General features: G+C 71.0%; 14 protein-coding genes. 9 read left to right on the forward strand and 5 right to left on the reverse strand.

The annotated features are described in order from the left end of the window. The first annotated feature begins 7 nt into the window (after nt 1-7). On the forward strand, nt 8-832 hold the full coding sequence (locus MOQ72_RS12295; RefSeq protein WP_242183193.1) for a universal stress protein: 825 nt from the start codon (nt 8-10) through the stop codon (nt 830-832). A 4-nt stretch (nt 833-836) separates the two neighbouring features. On the opposite strand, the gene MOQ72_RS12300 is transcribed toward MOQ72_RS12295, so the two are convergent. Beyond that, on the reverse strand, nt 837-1,235 hold the full coding sequence (locus MOQ72_RS12300) for a DUF5313 family protein (RefSeq protein WP_242183195.1): 399 nt from the start codon (nt 1,233-1,235) through the stop codon (nt 837-839). Between the two features lie 182 nt (nt 1,236-1,417). Here MOQ72_RS12300 and MOQ72_RS12305 point away from each other — a divergent pair, with 182 nt between their 5' ends. Further along, nucleotides 1,418-2,713 (forward strand): nickel pincer cofactor-dependent isomerase, group 22, encoded by a 1,296-nt coding sequence (locus tag MOQ72_RS12305; protein WP_242183197.1) that lies wholly within the window; start codon nt 1,418-1,420, stop codon nt 2,711-2,713. Between the two features lie 207 nt (nt 2,714-2,920). Next, nucleotides 2,921-3,577, forward strand: a complete 657-nt coding sequence (locus tag MOQ72_RS12310; RefSeq protein ID WP_242183200.1) for an HAD family hydrolase — start codon at nt 2,921-2,923, stop codon at nt 3,575-3,577. Between the two features lie 31 nt (nt 3,578-3,608). Here the strand turns inward: MOQ72_RS12310 and MOQ72_RS12315 are convergent, their stop codons facing one another. Continuing rightward, nucleotides 3,609-4,613: a zinc-binding alcohol dehydrogenase family protein gene (locus tag MOQ72_RS12315; RefSeq protein ID WP_242183375.1), complete on the reverse strand. Its 1,005-nt coding sequence runs from the start codon at nt 4,611-4,613 to the stop codon at nt 3,609-3,611. A 162-nt stretch (nt 4,614-4,775) separates the two neighbouring features. Between MOQ72_RS12315 and MOQ72_RS12320 the strand changes: the two genes are divergently transcribed. Beyond that, on the forward strand, nt 4,776-5,342 hold the full coding sequence (locus MOQ72_RS12320) for a GNAT family N-acetyltransferase (RefSeq protein ID WP_242183203.1): 567 nt from the start codon (nt 4,776-4,778) through the stop codon (nt 5,340-5,342). A gap of 111 nt (nt 5,343-5,453) precedes the next feature. Continuing rightward, complete coding sequence (locus tag MOQ72_RS12325) at nt 5,454-7,016, forward strand: LCP family protein (protein ID WP_242183205.1); 1,563 nt, start codon at nt 5,454-5,456, stop codon at nt 7,014-7,016. Nucleotides 7,017-7,482: 466 nt separating this feature from the next. Here MOQ72_RS12325 and MOQ72_RS12330 read toward each other — a convergent pair whose 3' ends face one another. Beyond that, nucleotides 7,483-8,658, reverse strand: a complete 1,176-nt coding sequence (locus tag MOQ72_RS12330) for an MFS transporter (RefSeq protein WP_242183207.1) — start codon at nt 8,656-8,658, stop codon at nt 7,483-7,485. Nucleotides 8,659-8,695: 37 nt separating this feature from the next. After that, nucleotides 8,696-9,241 carry a Chromate resistance protein ChrB gene (locus MOQ72_RS12335; protein ID WP_242183209.1) on the reverse strand — a complete coding sequence of 182 codons (546 nt, stop codon included), beginning with the start codon at nt 9,239-9,241 and terminating at the stop codon, nt 8,696-8,698. 118 nt (nt 9,242-9,359) lie between these two features. Between MOQ72_RS12335 and MOQ72_RS12340 the strand changes: the two genes are divergently transcribed. Continuing rightward, the gene (locus MOQ72_RS12340; protein WP_242183211.1) at nt 9,360-9,989 is read left to right on the forward strand and encodes a carbonic anhydrase; all 630 of its coding nucleotides are present in this window, start codon (nt 9,360-9,362) and stop codon (nt 9,987-9,989) included. A gap of 6 nt (nt 9,990-9,995) precedes the next feature. Here the strand turns inward: MOQ72_RS12340 and MOQ72_RS12345 are convergent, their stop codons facing one another. Continuing rightward, on the reverse strand, nt 9,996-11,096 hold the full coding sequence (locus MOQ72_RS12345) for an NAD(P)/FAD-dependent oxidoreductase (RefSeq protein ID WP_242183213.1): 1,101 nt from the start codon (nt 11,094-11,096) through the stop codon (nt 9,996-9,998). A gap of 113 nt (nt 11,097-11,209) precedes the next feature. On the opposite strand from MOQ72_RS12345, the gene MOQ72_RS12350 reads away from it, so the two are divergent. From MOQ72_RS12350 to MOQ72_RS12360, 3 genes are read left to right on the forward strand one after another with little or no spacing between them, the layout of a single operon-like run. Continuing rightward, nucleotides 11,210-13,591, forward strand: coding sequence for a wax ester/triacylglycerol synthase domain-containing protein (locus MOQ72_RS12350; RefSeq protein ID WP_242183215.1), 2,382 nt, complete (start codon nt 11,210-11,212; stop codon nt 13,589-13,591). Beyond that, nucleotides 13,588-14,514: a DMT family transporter gene (locus MOQ72_RS12355; protein WP_242183217.1), complete on the forward strand. Its 927-nt coding sequence runs from the start codon at nt 13,588-13,590 to the stop codon at nt 14,512-14,514. Before MOQ72_RS12350 ends, MOQ72_RS12355 begins: the two co-directional genes overlap by 4 nt. Continuing rightward, complete coding sequence (locus tag MOQ72_RS12360; protein ID WP_242183377.1) at nt 14,511-15,233, forward strand: SDR family NAD(P)-dependent oxidoreductase; 723 nt, start codon at nt 14,511-14,513, stop codon at nt 15,231-15,233. Before MOQ72_RS12355 ends, MOQ72_RS12360 begins: the two co-directional genes overlap by 4 nt. The last annotated feature ends 2 nt before the right edge of the window (nt 15,234-15,235 follow it).

Here is a 15,235-nt window from a genome sequence, read left to right on the forward strand (position 1 = left end):
TGACCACATGGCCAGAACGCGGCAGTCGGTCGTGGTGGGCGTCGACGGTTCGCGGTCGTCCGAGCAGGCGGCTGCGTGGGCCGCCGCCGAGGCGGTGCGACTGGCGATCCCGATGCACTTGGTGCTGGTCAACGACGATCCCGCCCGCGAAGGATTCGCCAAGCAGGTGGTGCGCGACATCGCCGAGCGCTGCCACCGCGAGCAGCCGGAGTTGACGATCACCGACGAAGTCGCCGACGGACACCCGGCCGACGAACTCGTCCGCCGATCCGACACCGCGGAACTCGTCGTCGTCGGATCACGAGGGCACGGCATGTTCCACGATGCCCTGCTCGGCGCGATCAGCATCTCGGTGGCCACGCACGCGCGCTGCCCGGTCGTCGTGGTGCGCGGTACCGCGGCGGCGTCCGGCCCGGTGGTCGTCGGCGTCGACAACTCGCCGGGCAGCCACGCCGCAGTGCACTACGCCTTCGAAGCCGCGAACCGGCGGCACACCGATCTCGTCGCCGTCCAAGCGCTCCCGGACGCGTACTTCACGATGGACGTATACCCCCAACCCGACCAGCAGGAGATCCGGAAGCGAGCCGACCTGCACCTCTGCGAGCAGCTCTCCGGCTGGTGCGCCGACTACCCGGACGTCGTGGTGCACCGCGAAGTGGCCAACGATCACCCCGTCGCGGTCTTGTGCGACGCGGCTCGACAGGCCCAGCTGCTGGTGGTCGGACACCGCGGGCGCGGTGGGTTCGCCGGACTGCTGCTGGGCTCGGTGGCCAACGGCGTCCTGCACCACGCACCGTGCCCGGTCGCCGTGATCCGCACCCGAGCCGCGTGACGATCTACTCCGGTGGGGGCTGGCGCCAGACCGCCCGATAGCGCTCGGCGGCCTCGGCGTCGCGCTGCCGACGGACCGCCGAGCCGTGACCAGGTGGGTAGCCGTAGCGCACCAGCCGCGCATCGACGCTGTCGACCGAGCTGGTCAGCACGATGCGGACCACGACGAGGACGCCCAGCAGCAGCGCCCCGGCGGCGATCGGCCACGACCCGCCCAGCACGCCGAGCCCGACGAACAGCACCGCACCCAACGGCGCGACCTGGATCAAGCACCGGACCAGCACCCGCAGCACCCAGGTCTTGCAAGTGGCATCGCGCAGCACCCATTCCCGATACCGCGCCGGCAGCGTGCCGCCGTACTGGTAGTACAGCCAAAGCACGGGGTTGGGGCGCTTGACGGGCACCCGGCCAGCTTACGGCCCGTCACCAACGGGACACCTCGCGCCGAGGCGTCCACCGTGGACTTCCGGTGTTCGCTACCCGGCGTGCACAATCGCGACCCCTTCCAACCGACCGCATCGCGTGCGAGGATCAGGTCAACTGTTCAGACCACTGCCGGGTCAACGCGCGAAGAAGGATCGGCCGCATGTTCAACGTCGAAAAGGTCCGGTTGTCCGGGGCGGACATCGAACTTCCCAGGATGATCCCGATCGAGCAGCGGTTCGCCGCGGACGCGGTCGGCGACCTCGAAGGCGCGATCCGCAGCCAGGTCGCCGAACACGACCGCACCAACCCCGTCAGCGGCAAGCGGATCGCGATCACCGTGGGCAGCCGCGGGGTGGCGCGCATCGACCGCATCGTCATCACCCTGGTCGACGCCCTGATCGGCTGCGGCGCCAAGCCGTTCGTGGTGCCCGCGATGGGCAGCCACGGCGGCGCCACGGCCGAGGGCCAGCGGCAGGTGCTCGCCGAATACGGGGTCACCGAGGAGAGCGTGGGCGCCCCGGTGGTGTCGTCCATGGAGACGGTCGTGGTCGCCGAACTGCCCGACGGCACCCCCGTGCATTTCGATGCCGAAGCAGCCCAGGCCGACAGCGTGATCGTGCTCGGCCGGGTCAAACCGCACACCGACTTCCGGGGCACCCACGAAAGCGGACTGGCGAAGATGATCGCCATCGGCCTCGGCAAGCACCGCGGCGCGACGACCCTGCACACCCACGGTTTCGAGGCGTTCGACCGGCTGATCCCGGCGGTGGCCGAGGCCGTGCTGCGGGTGGTCCCGATCGAGTTCGGGATGGCCGTGGTGGAAAACGGCTACGAGCACATCGCGCGCATCGAACTGGTCTCGACCGAAAAGCTCCTGGAGCGCGAGGCGGAACTGCTGGAAGAGGCCAAGCACCTGATGCCGAAGCTGCTGATGTCGGACATCGACGTGCTGGTCGTCGACGAGATCGGCAAAGACATCAGCGGCGCCGGGATGGACCCCAACATCACCGGCCGCGCCCCGGTCAACGCCGACAAGTTCCAGGCGGTGCCGATCAAGCGGATCGTGGTGCTCGGCCTCACCGAGCACACCAACGGCAACGCCTGCGGCCTGGGCATCGCGGATGTGACCACCCAGCGCTGCGTGGACCAGATCGAGTTCGGCTCGTTCTACACCAACTCGCTGACCTCGGGCGTGCCCGACGGAGCACGCATCCCGATGGCCCTGGCCAACGACCGGGACGCGATCATCGCGGCCCTGCACCTCTCCCGCGGCCCGCAGGACCGCCCGGCGAGGGTGGTGCGCATCCGCAACACGCTGTCGATGCCGCGCATCGAGGTCTCCGAGGTCTACGCCGAGGAAGTCGCGGCGCACCCGGACATGACCGCGCTCGGCGAGCCGCACGACTGGAACTTCGACGCGAACGGAACGCTCCCCCCGCTGCCCGCCGCCCACTGAGTCCGCACCCGCGCCGGGTACCGGAAAACGCCGAGTGCCCGGCGCGACGCTTCGTTCGGGGCGTTTCCGGTTTCCAGAGTCAAGTCCCGCGCTGCCCCCGCAGATTAATTTCATTCAACACTGAAACAATAGACCTCATAAACATCATGACGAACGTCCACAGTGGAGTTCTGGTGGCCGCCGGATGGCGGATCTAGGATCGGCGGCGTGCGACCAACGGGCGTGATCTTCGACCTCGACGGGGTGCTCGTCGATTCCGAGCAGTTGTGGGACCAGATCCGGCGGGAGGTCGTCGCCGAGCGCGGCGGCACGTGGGCGCCGGGGGCGACCGAGGCGATGATGGGCATGAGCACGCCGGAATGGGCGCGCTACCTGGTCAACGAGCTCGGTGCCGACGCGAGCTGGGACGAGATCGCCACCGAGGTCATCGACCGCATGGCCCGGCGCTACGCCGACGAACCTCCGCTGCTGCCGCACGCGACCGAAGCAGTGCGCGCTGTCGCGGCCGACCACCTCGTCGCGATCGCCAGCTCCGCGCCGCCCCGCATCATCCAGGCATTCCTGGACGCGACCGACCTGGAGACGACAGTCCGCTACGCGGTCTCCAGCGAAGAGGTCGGCGCGGGCAAACCGGCTCCCGACGTGTACCTGCGAGCGGCACGCGGACTCGGCGTTGCCGCCACCGACTGCGCCGCCGTCGAGGATTCCAGCAATGGGTTGCGCGCCGCGGCCGCCGCGGGCACGACGGTCTTCGCCGTCCCCAATCCGCATTTCCCACCAGCCGCGGACGCCCTGGCACTCGCCCACCGAGTGCTCACCGGAGTCCAGGACTTGCCCGCAGCGCTGCGAGAGCTGACCCGCTGAGCCATTGCCCTTGCGGTGCAGCGAGTTCCGCTCAGCGCTGTGGAACCAGCACGGCCGCGCCGCTGACCTGGCCGGATTCGAGGTCGGCCAGTGCTCGGTCGGCTGCGTCCAGGCTGTAGGGCGTAGTGGTGATCTCCAGGTGGTGCCGGGCCGCGAAGTCCAGGAAGGCCCGGCCGTCCGCGCGGGTGTTCGCGGTGACGCTGCGCAGGTTCCGCTCGTAGAACAGGTGCTGCTGGTAGTTCAGCGACGGCACGTCCGTGAGGTGGATCCCGGCCACCGCCAGAGTTCCGCCGCGGTCCAGCGCGGCCAACGCGATCGGCACCAGCTCCCCGGCCGGGGCGAACAGCACCGCTGAGTCCAACGGCTCCGGCGACGGATCGCTCGCGTCACCGGCCGACGCGGCGCCGAGCCGAAGCGCCAGTTCCCGCGCCCGCGCGGAGCGGGTGAACACGTGCGCGGTGACCCCGCTGGCGATGGCGACCTGCGCGGCCAGGTGGGCGCTCGCGCCGAATCCGTAGATGCCCAACCGGCCATGCGCGGGGACCTCCGCCCGCAACCACGCCCGGTAACCGATGATGCCCGCGCACAGCAGCGGGGCCAGCTTCTCGTACGAATACCCCTCCGGCAGCCGGTACGCGTAGTCGGCGGGCACCACCGCGAACTCCGCATAGCCGCCGTCGGCGTCCCACCCGGTGTACCGCGACCGCGGGCACAGGTTCTCCTGATCGCGCAGGCAGTAGGTGCAGCTGCCACAGGTGTGCCGCAACCACGCGATACCGACCCGGTCACCCTCGGCGAAGCCGGTCGCGCCTGGGCCACGGGCGACGACCTCGCCCACCACCTCGTGCCCCGGCACCACGCGTGGCTTGTGCACCGGCAGGTCGCCCTCGGCGACGTGCAGATCGGTCCGGCAGACGCCGCAGGCGCGCACCCGAACCAGCAACTCACCGTCGCCCGCCTCCGGCACGGGCAGGGTTTGCGACACCAGCGGCCGAGTGCGCACCGGGCCGGGCTCGGCCACCACCCACGCGTTCATCACCGACTGCGACATCGCACACCGCCCCCGTCGTTGCAGGTCATCGCGGTGATGGTAGCCGCGCACCAGCGCGGTGGCCGCAGCGGCGAACTAGAATCGAGGTTCCTCCCCCAGCATCGCCCGGCGGGCCGATCTGCCGGTGCGAGGAAGGCGAGGGGCGCCATGCAGCCGCCCTTGACCACCGAACGCCTGATCGTGCGCGACTGGACGACCAGCGACTCCGACGTGCAAGCCGCCCTGGCGGTCTACGGCCGACCCGAGGTCACCGAGTGGCTGACTCCGGTCATGACCAACGTCGCCGACCTCGCCGCGATGCGCGCGGTCGTGCACTCCTGGACCGAGTCGCAACCCAACCTGGTGCCGCCCACCGGGCGCTGGGCGATGCAGCGCCGCTCCGACGATGCGGTGATCGGCGGCCTGGTGTTGCGGATGCTGCCGCCCTACGACCACGACCTCGAACTGACCTGGCAGCTGCGCCCGGAGGCGTGGGGCCACGGCTACGCCACCGAGGCCGCCACCGCCCTGCTGCACTGGGCGTTCAGCTGCGACATCGACGAGGTCTTCGGCCTGGCCCGTCCGGACAACACCCGCGCGATCGCCACCGCCGAGCGCATCGGCATGGAGTGGGTCGGCGAGACGACCAAGTACTACGACACCGCGCTGCAGGTCTACCGCATCCGCCAAGGCGACCTGCGCGACCGGCCGCCAGCCGTCGAAACCGAGGACTGATCACCATCCACTGTGGCCGGTACGGCACAACTGTCCACAGCGGACATCGATCGGGCGGTCACGGTGCGTCGTGCGAATTGGCCGCGATCGGATGAGCTGCTGGAATCGCCGGTGAGTGCGATCCTGGAAAGGCTGGGGTTCGAGCAGAGTCTGGGACGCACTGCCGGAGGAACCGTGCCACCGCACCACAACACCACAACGGCCAGCCGCCGCTGGGCGCACCCACGTCGGCGGCTGCCGCGCCGCGGCAGGGCAAATCGTGGCGGCCGCGCCGGGGTGCGGGTCGTGGTGACCGTGTTCTCCGTGCTGGTGCTGGTGGTGACCGGGTACGCGTGGGCCAACTACCGCCACCTGCTCAACGGCCTCGCGACCAGCAACGTCACCGAGGGTGCTGGCGCGGACGGGGCGACCGACGTCTTGCTGGTCGGCATGGACAGCCGAACCGACGCGCACGGCAACCCGCTGCCCGCCAGCGTGCTCCGGGAGTTGCACGCCGGTGCCAACGACGCGGCGCTGACCGACACGGTCATCCTGCTGCACATCCCCAACGACGGCGCCAGCGCCGTCGGCTTCTCCTTCCCGCGCGACTCCTTCGTGCAGGTCCCCGGCCACGGCCACCACAAGATCAACTCCGCGTACGGCCGCGGCAAGGAGGCCGCCATCGACGCGCAGACCAGGCGCGGTGTCACCGACCAGGCCGAACTGGAACGGCTGGGCGGCGACGCCGGGCGCAAGTTGCTGGTGCGCACCGTCGAGCAGCTCACCGGTGTGGCGATCGACCACTACGCCGAGGTCAACCTGCTGGGCTTCGCACGCATCACCGAAGCCGTCGGCGGGGTTCCGGTGTGCCTGCTCGCTCCCACGCGGGACAGCTACTCCGGTGCCGACTTCCGCGCTGGGCCGCAGACCATTTCCGGTCCGGACGCACTGGCGTTCGTGCGCCAGCGGCACGGTCTGCCGCGCGGCGACCTGGACCGCATGGTGCGCCAGCAGGCGTTCCTGGCCGGTCTCACGCAATCAGCGGTTTCCGGTGGGGTGCTGACCAATCCCACCCGGATGCGTGAACTGATCGCCTCGGTGCAGGAATCCGTGCTGCTGGACAGCGACTGGGACGTGCTCGCCTTCGCCGACCGGCTGCGCGGACTGGCTGGCGGCGCGATCCGGTTCACCACCATTCCCATCGAGGACGCCGACTACGAAACCCCGGAAGACGGGCAGGCCATCCTGGTCGATCCGCGCGAGGTGCGGGCCGCGATCAACCGCACGATCGACCCCTCCACCGCGGAACCCGGTAGAACGGCGGCCACCGTGGACGTGCTGAACGCCACGAAGAGCACCGGACTGGCCCAGCGGGTGCGAACCGAACTCGCCAACCGCAGCGTGCCAGTCGGCGGAGTCGGCAACGCGCCGACCCGCAAGACCTCGATCGTGCGTTACGCCCCGGACAGCGCCGCCACAGCCGACCGGGTCGCGGGACTGCTCGGCGGGCTGCCGACCGAACCCGACGAATCCGCGCCCAGCGGCCGAGTTCGGGTCGTCATCGGCAGCGACTACCACGGGCCGACCGGCTTCGCGCCGCCGCGCGCCGTGACCCTTGACGGCCCGCACCGGACGCAGGCCAGCGTCCCTGGGCCGGAAGCGATCAACGCGAACGGCATCCCCTGCGTGAACTGACCCGAGACTTCATACGGTCGAGTTTCATGTCGACCGGGTTCCCTGCTGTGGAACCAAAAACGCCGGTGGTGAGGCGGCCCCCTCGCCCGTCTCACCACCGACCGGTTCGGCTGGTGGCTACCCCCAGTGACCAAACCGCCAGCCGGGCTGACGCCGACGCCTGCCACGACGCCGATGCCTTTCCGGTTGTCGGATGTCCGCGAGAGGTACGCCGTCCAGACACCTGGGTCGAGCACCCGCCGAGCGTCCGGTGGTCCCGCGGTCGAATGTTCAACAGCCCCGGCATACGTCACGTGCTTCTGCGGTGCGCCGAGGGCTGGAGCGATCCACCGCCAACGACAATACGCCGCTCAAAGCCGGGTCGCTAGCTGTGGAAACCACCGGGCCGTCTCGTTTCGGTGAGCCGTTCGAGGTGACTGCGCCGGGGCGCGGAGTTCAGTACCGCGACTGTCGCGAAAGGACGCAGTCAGCGCTGCGCACCGGACCGCAGCGACCACATCGCCACGACCAGCGCGAGCAGCACCGCCGCGAGACCGGCCAGCCCCACGCCCAGCGAGAACACCGCGGCGATCACGCCCACGAGCAGCGGACCGCCCGCATCACCCAACTCGCGCCCGACCTCCGCCGATCCCATCGTCTGGCCGAGCCGCTCCTGCGGCGTAGAGGCAGCCAGGTGGGCGAAGCCCAACGGAGTGACCACGCCGGTGCCCAAGCCGATGGCTACCGCGCCCACGATGATGCCCAGCAGACCCGGCACGACCGCGGCCACGAGCAGCCCCACCGCGGCCACCGCGAGCCCACCGGCCATCCCGGCGCCCTCCACCAGTCGCCCGGCGTCGCGCGCTCGACCTACCCACGGCTGCACCAGCGCAGCGGTCGCGGCCAGCACCGACACCGCCACCCCGGTGGCCAGCGGCCCCAGCCCATCGCCCGCGCCCACCACCGGCAGGAACCCGACACCCACGCCCAGCGCGGCGGTCGCGCCCGCCAGTGCGGCGGTGGGACCGAGGAAGCCTGGCGCGGTCAATCTGCGGCCCAGGTCGAACAGGGTCTGGCGGGTTCTTGGCAGCGGCGGCACCCTCGGCACCACTAGGGCCGCCCAGGCCAGCACCACCAGCGCGAGCCCAGCGAGCGCGCCGAACAACAGGCCGAAACCGCCGAGGGTGATCAAGACGCCGCCCAGCACCGGTCCGAGGGCGTAGCCGAGCCCCTTCCAGGCGCCGTAGCCGCCGAAGGCACGGCCGTGCTGCGAGCCCGGTGCCAGCCGGGCGACCAGCGCACCGGCCGCCGGGGAGAACGCGGCAGCCGCGGCGCCCTGCCCGAGGCGGGCCAGCCCCACCGCCGCCGGGTCATCGGCGAGCACGAACCCCGCCGAGGCCGCTGCGAACGCGACCAGCCCGCCGAAGAGCACCGGTCGCGGCCCGATCCGGTCCGCGATCGCCCCGAAGACCGGCTTGAGGACCACCTCTGCCCCGTCGTAGACGGCCAGCAGCAGACCCAGTGCCAGCAACGAGGCGAAACCGGTGTAGGCGCCCAGCCCGGCGGCGATGCTGTGCGCGCCGAACGCGGTGACGAATCCCGCTGCGTACAACGGGAAAACCTGCCCGGCACGGTGCCCTGCCACCGGTTTGATGCCGGTCATCCGACCATCCCTCCACCGTCCACTGTGGCGTTTCCGGTCACATCTGGTGCAGCGCCTGGAAAACCTGCTCGGTGTACTCGGCCAGCCGGTCGGTGCAGTGCTGCAAGCGCTGCTGCGCTTCGGCCGCCGCAGGTGCGCCGAACACGTCGCGCGCCTTGAGATCGCGGTACCAGCGGCGCAGCCGTTCCAGGCTCTGCTCTTCCTCTTCCAGCTCGGCCATGGTCAGCTTGTTGTTGCGCAACTCCTTGTCGATCTCGGCGTCGAACTTGCCGCAGTCGGCCAGGAACTCCGCCCACTCCTCCTGCCGTTCGGCGGTGAACATCGCCGTCAGGCGAGCCGCGTCGGGTTCGTCACGTCCGGTGGCCGCCAGCACGACGACCTCGCCGGAGCCCCGTTCGGCCAGCTCGATCGCGCGCGCCACTCCGGCGGCGACGCCGGGCACGTCCGGCAGCGCCCAGGTGCCCTGGCCCAGCGAGAGCGCGCCGACCCGGCGCAACTCCCGCCACACCGCCACGCGGTGTCGCGACGGCTGGGCGGGTAGCCGCACCACCAACACCAACCAGGGCATTCGCTCCGCCGTCACGGAACCGAATGTATCACGTGTTACATCTTGGATTGCTGCCCGCTCGCCAGTGGTGACCTCGCCCATACGGCGGTGCTCGAACGGCGTCATTCGAACCAACGTGCGGTAGCTTTTCCGCATGTCCAATCCGCCGTCTTCGCCTGCCCACGCCTTCGAAATGCTGTTGGAAGGCAACCGGCGGTTCGTGGAGAGCGCCCGGCTGCACCCGAACCAGGACGCGGACTACCGCGCCTCGCTCGCGCCCGGACAGCGGCCGTTCGCGGTGCTCTTCGGCTGCTCCGACTCCCGGCTGGCCGCTGAGATCATCTTCGACCAGGGCCTCGGCGACCTGTTCGTGGTCCGCACCGCGGGGCACGTCGCCGGTCCAGAGGTGCTGGGCAGCATCGAATACGGCATCGGCGTGCTCGGCACCCCGCTGGTGGTGGTGCTCGGGCACGACTCGTGCGGAGCGGTCACGGCCGCGCGCCAGGCGTGCATCGAAGGCACCGCGCCGCCGGGCTACGTCCGGGACATCGTGGAGCGCGTGACGCCGAGTGTGCTGGCCGCCCGCGCCGCGGGCACCACCGAGGTCGACGAGATCGTGGACGTGCACATCCAGCGCACCATCGACCTGATGATGGAACGCTCCACCCTGCTGGCCACCGAGGTGGCCGCGGGCCGCTGCGCGGTGGCCGGGCTCTCCTACCGCCTCGCCGGTGGAACCGTCCGGCTCGTCGGCAGCCACGGCCCGCTGCGCCCCGAGGGCTGACTGCGGCTACCGCAGCGGGTCGTAGGGACTGATGTCGAAGCCGGGGTCGAGGCCCAACGCGAGCTTCGCCGCGACGGAGCCGACGTAGGGGCCCATCGTCAGACCGGTAGCGCCGAGGCCGTTGGCCACGACCAGGCCGGACACCTGCGGCACCGTACCGAGCAGCGGTCGGACGTCCGGACCCATCGGGCGGAACCCGATTCGGGTCTCCACGTACGCCGCGTCGGCCAGGCCCGGCGCCACCGACAGCGCCTCGCGCAGCACCTCCGCCAGCCCGCCAGCGGTCACCCGGTGCTCGAAGCCGCTGCCGTCCTCGCGGGTCGCGCCGACAACCACCCGTGAATCGTCGAACGTCAGCAGGTAGTGCCGCGACCGCGGGAGCACGACCGGCCAGTTCGCGGTGTCGGTTCCGGGCAGCCGCAGGTGCATGATCTGGCCGCGTTGCGGAACGATCGACACCTCGACGCCGAGCGGTTCCAGCAGCTGCGCTGACCACGCCCCGGCGGCTGCGACCACCGCATCCGCCGCGACGAACTCGTCCTCGATCCGCACGCCGCGCACCTCGCCATCGGTGCTGACGATCGACGCGGTGCCGTTGACGATCCGCGCACCGTGCCGTTCAGCCGCGCGCCGCAGCGCATCACGCACCCGGCGACCGTCCAACCGGGCCGCGCCGGGAACGTGGATCGCCGGGCCGTCGTGCCGCAACGGCGGGAACAGCTCGCGAGCACGCTGGCCGGCGATCAGCGCGACCTCACCGGCCAACGGGGAGTCCGCGGCGCGCCCAAGTACCCGCTGCAATTCCGCGTCGGCTTCGTCCTCGGTGACCAGCCGCAGCGAGCCGACGCGCCGATAGCCGAGGTCCGGCTCGCCGTCGGCGGCCAACGCCGCCACCAAGTCCTGGTAGTGCTCCGCCCCGGCGACCGCGACCCGGTACCAGTCGGGATCGTCCACTTGCGACGACCACGGGCAGATGATGCCCGCCCCTGCCGAAGTCGCCCGCCCCTGGATCGCCGAGTCGACGAGCACGACATCCGTACCGGACCGCGCCAGCTCGTACCCGGCAGCCGCCCCGACGATGCCCGCTCCGACAACCACCACCCGCATCCCTGCTCCTCCTCCACTACCCGCCACTTCGGACTCGCGGTCGCCCGGCCAGCCGAAACCGCCCGGTCACGCTAGCCTGCTGGGGCACGAGTCTGGCGAAAGGATCCAGCCGCGTGACTGTCCAGCCGCGTCGAGTGCTACTGATCAGCGCTACCATCGGCGAAGGGCACAATGCGACCGCCCGCGCCGTCGAGGAGGCGGCCCGGCAGGTGTGGCCGGGATGCGAGGTGGCCTGGCTGGACGCCCTGCGCACGATGGGCCGGTGGGTGCCCGCGACGTTCACCTGGATCTACGCCACCAACGTCGAGTCCACACCGTGGCTCTACGACTTCTTCTACGAATCGCTGTGGCGCTACCGCTGGTTCGCCAGCGGCTCCCGCCGGTTCGTCGGCGCCTGGAGCGGGCCGTTGCTGCGCCGGGCCATCGCCGAGCACGACCCCGATCTGATCGTTTCGACCTATCCCCTGGGCACCGCCGGGCTGGACTGGCTGCGCCGCCGGGGCGAGCTGGACGTGCCGGTGGCCGCGGTGGTTTCGGACTTCTCGCCGCACCCGTTCTGGGTCTACCCGGAGATCGACCTGCACTACGTGATGAGCGAGGCGAGCCTGCGGGCCATGCGGCGCGCCGAGCCGAACGCGGTGGGCGCCGCCTGCGCGCCGCCTGTCATCTCGGCGTTCCAACCCGCTGATCGGGCACCGGCGCGGCGGACGTTCGGGCTGCCGGAGACCGGTTTCACGGTGTTGATCTCGTGCGGGTCGCTCGGGTTCGGCGCGGTCGATCGCGCGGTGGACGCGTCGCTGCGAGCGGACCGCGTCGACCGAGTTGTGGTGGTCTGCGGGCGAAATGCCGCGCTGCGGCAGCGGTTCGCGGACCGGTCGGACGACCGGCTGGTGCCGTTGGGCTGGGTCGACGACATGCCCGGCTTGGTGGCGTGCGCGGATGTCATGGTGACCAACGCGGGCGGGGCAACGGCATTGGAGGCGCTCGCGTGCGGGCGTGCGGTGGTGATGTTCGAACCGATCGCCGGGCACGGCCGCGCGAATGCCGAGCTGATGGCCGCCGCCGGGCTGGCCGAGCTCTGCCCGCGAGAACGCGATCTGACCGAGACGCTGCGGCGGTGGGCAGCCGATCCGCACGAGGTGACCCAGCGGGAGCACCAAGCGCTCAAGCACAGTCTCGCCGCTGACTTCACCGAGCAGGTGGCTGGGCTGGCACAGTTGCCCCGGCATCACGGCCCTCGGCGACTGCGCCCGCAGGACGCATTCTTCGTGTACGCCACGACTCCGGCCGTCTCGCAGCAGACCGGGGCGATCCTGCTGCTCGAAGGCCAACAGCGGTCCACATCGGACTGGTGCGAGCACATCACCCGGAGAATCGAGCTGCACGCCGCCGGATTACCAATGCTGACACGACGTCTGGTGATCCGGCGCGGACGTCGACCACAGTGGACTCACTGTGGCGAGATCGACCCCACCGACCACCTGCGGTGTCGGGAACTGCGCGACGGGCAGAGCGTGGATGCGTTCGTCAACGAGTTCTTCAGCGCCCCGGTGCGCACCGATCGGCCCCCTTGGGAACTGCTGTTGTTGCACGACGTCGACACCGGTCGCGTCTCGCTGCTGGCGAAGATGCACCACGCGCTCGGCGACGGGGTGGCGGTGACCAGCACCCTGCTGCGGTTGCTCTGCGACCGCCCGCCGCCCGCGACAACACCGAGCCGGGGCGCCGGTCCAGCGTGGCATCGGCGTGCCGGGCCGATCCTGCGCGGCCTCGTGAGCCTTGCCGGTGCTGGACCGGCGCCGAAGACAAGCCTCGCGGGACGCAGCACGCCGAACCGCTCCTTCGGCCACTTGGAACTCCCAGCCGCCGAAGTCCGCGCGTGTGCGCGCAAGCACCAGGTGAGCAGCACCGCGCTACTGCTGGGCGTGGTCGCCGAAGCGCTGCACCGGATCCTCGCCGACACCACACCAGGCCAGCGGTTCCGAGTGATGGTGCCGCGAACCGCCCGGACCGCCCGAGGCGGCGCGGGCACCGGCACACCCGGCAACCACACCGTCTCGGTGTCGATCGACCTGCCCGTTGGGCCGATGCCAGCCGGCCGACGGCTCAGCGAGGTCGCCGCCGGGCTCGCCCGGCCGGATCGCACCGGGCAACCGGCCGCGGCGGGGGCCGTGCTGGCGGCGCTGGGACTCCTACCAGCACCGCTGCATGCTTGGCTCGTGCGGCAGATCTACCAGCGCCGATTCTTCAACGCCGTGGTGTCGGTGCTGCCCGGACAACGCCGCCCCTCGCACATCGGCGGGGCACTCCTCGCGGGCGTGCTGCCGGTGCTGTCGCTGGCCGATGGCGTGGGCGTGGCCGTCGGCGCGATCGGCTGGGGAGAGCGGGTCGGGTTCGGGATCACCACGGACACCGGGCTGGCGCCGGAGGCTGCTGTGCTGGCCAGGCACGTCCGCGACGCTTTCGCCGACCTGCGAGGGGGCGACCAGCGGTGAGCTCGCACGGCACGGTGTTCGTCATCGCCGTTCCGGCCGCGGTCGTCGGCGCCGCCAGCTTCGGCCTGGCCAGCGCGATCCAGCACCGGGTCACCAAGCAGGTGCCCAAGGTGCGCACGCTGAGCCCCCGCATGCTGTTCGACCTGATCCGCAAGCCGATCTGGGTGCTCAGCATCCTCACCGTGATCGTCGGGTTGTCGTTGCAGGTCGTGGCGCTGGCCTTCGGCCCGCTGGTGCTGGTGCAGCCGCTGCTGGTGACTTCGGTGCTCTTCGGCGCGGGATTCGCCGCGTGGCTGGCGCACCGCAAGATGGACCTGGTGCTGGCACTCGGAGGGCTGGCCTGCGTCGGCGGGTTGTCCGCGTTCCTGGTGCTGGCTCGGCCGTCCGGGCAGGGCACCGAGTTCACCGGCGCGTCGATCCTGCCGTTGGCGTTGGCGCTCGGACTGCTGGTCGTGGTGTCGCTGCTGGGTGCGCGACTGGTCCCCGGCGAGGCCGGGGTGATCGGGATGGCGGTGGCCACCGGCGTGCTGTACGGGGTGACCGCCGGGTTGATCAAGGTGGTGGCCGGGCAGTTCCGCAGCGGCGGGCTGGCCGAACCGTTCCTGCACTGGTCGCTGTACGCGGTGTGCGTGATCGGACCGATGGGATTCCTGCTGAGCCAGCAGACCTTCCAGCGGGGCCGGTTGATGTCCCCGGCGCTGGCGGTGATCACCACGGTGGACCCGCTGGTAGCGGCCGCGATCGGGGTGAACTGGCTCGGCGAGCGCATCGAGTCCTCCCCCGCGATCCTCTCCGGTGAGATGATCGCCGTCGTGGTGATCATCGGCGGCATCGTGGTGCTGACCCGCCGCGGCGAGCAGTTGCGCCGGGCGATGGAGCAGACCGACCGCGACGGGGACTCGGCGGACTCGACGTGGGGCTGACGGTGCGCGGGCGAACCGCGCTGGTCACGGGCGCGTCGTCGGGAATCGGTGCGGCCACCGCCGCTGAACTCGCGGCAGCGGGCTGCACGGTCCTGCTCACCGGTCGCGACGAACGACGCCTCACCGAGGTCGCCCAGCGCACCGGCGGCCAACCGGTGCTCGCCGATCTCACCGACCCGGCCGGACTCGACCGCGTCGCCGCTGCCGCGCGGGACGTCGATCTGCTGGTGCACAGCGCGGGCGTGGGGTGGGCGGGTGAGCTGGCGTCGATGCCAGCAGAGCGGATCGCGGCGCTCACCGAGGTGAACCTGACCGCGCCGATGCTGTTGACCCGCGCGGCGCTGCCGGAGATGCTGCGGCGCCGCTGCGGGCACATCGTGTTCATCTCGTCGATCGCCGTCGTGGGTGTGCCGGGCGAAGAGGTCTACTCGGCGACGAAAGCTGGGCTGCGCGCCTTCGCCGCGAGCATCCGCCACCAAACCGAGATCGGGGTGACCACGGTGCATCCAGGGGCGGTGCGCACGCCGTTCTTCGACAACCGCCGCTACGAACGCCGGTTCCCGCGCATGGTCAGCCCGGAAGACGTGGCCGTTGCGCTGGTTCGTGCCGTGCAGCAGGGCAAGCCCGAGGTTTTCGTCCCGAAGTGGCTCACCGTGCCCGCTCGCTTGCAGGGCGCACTACCCGAGGTGTTCCACCGCCTGGCCCGCCGCTTCGGTTGAGC

Source organism: Saccharopolyspora soli (assembly GCF_022678645.1).
In the GTDB taxonomy this organism is placed as follows: Bacteria; Actinomycetota; Actinomycetes; order Mycobacteriales; family Pseudonocardiaceae; genus Saccharopolyspora; species Saccharopolyspora soli.

Excerpts from the sequence above, each read along its gene's own strand:
- MOQ72_RS12295 (WP_242183193.1), top strand. The coding sequence starts at position 8 with ATGGCCAGAACGCGGCAGTCGGTCGTGGTGGGCGTCGACGGTTCGCGG.
- MOQ72_RS12305 (WP_242183197.1), top strand. The coding sequence starts at position 1,418 with ATGTTCAACGTCGAAAAGGTCCGGTTGTCCGGGGCGGACATCGAACTT.
- MOQ72_RS12315 (WP_242183375.1), bottom strand. The coding sequence starts at position 4,613 with ATGAACGCGTGGGTGGTGGCCGAGCCCGGCCCGGTGCGCACTCGGCCG.
- MOQ72_RS12320 (WP_242183203.1), top strand. The coding sequence starts at position 4,776 with ATGCAGCCGCCCTTGACCACCGAACGCCTGATCGTGCGCGACTGGACG.
- MOQ72_RS12330 (WP_242183207.1), bottom strand. The coding sequence starts at position 8,658 with ATGACCGGCATCAAACCGGTGGCAGGGCACCGTGCCGGGCAGGTTTTC.
- MOQ72_RS12340 (WP_242183211.1), top strand. The coding sequence starts at position 9,360 with ATGTCCAATCCGCCGTCTTCGCCTGCCCACGCCTTCGAAATGCTGTTG.
- MOQ72_RS12345 (WP_242183213.1), bottom strand. The coding sequence starts at position 11,096 with ATGCGGGTGGTGGTTGTCGGAGCGGGCATCGTCGGGGCGGCTGCCGGG.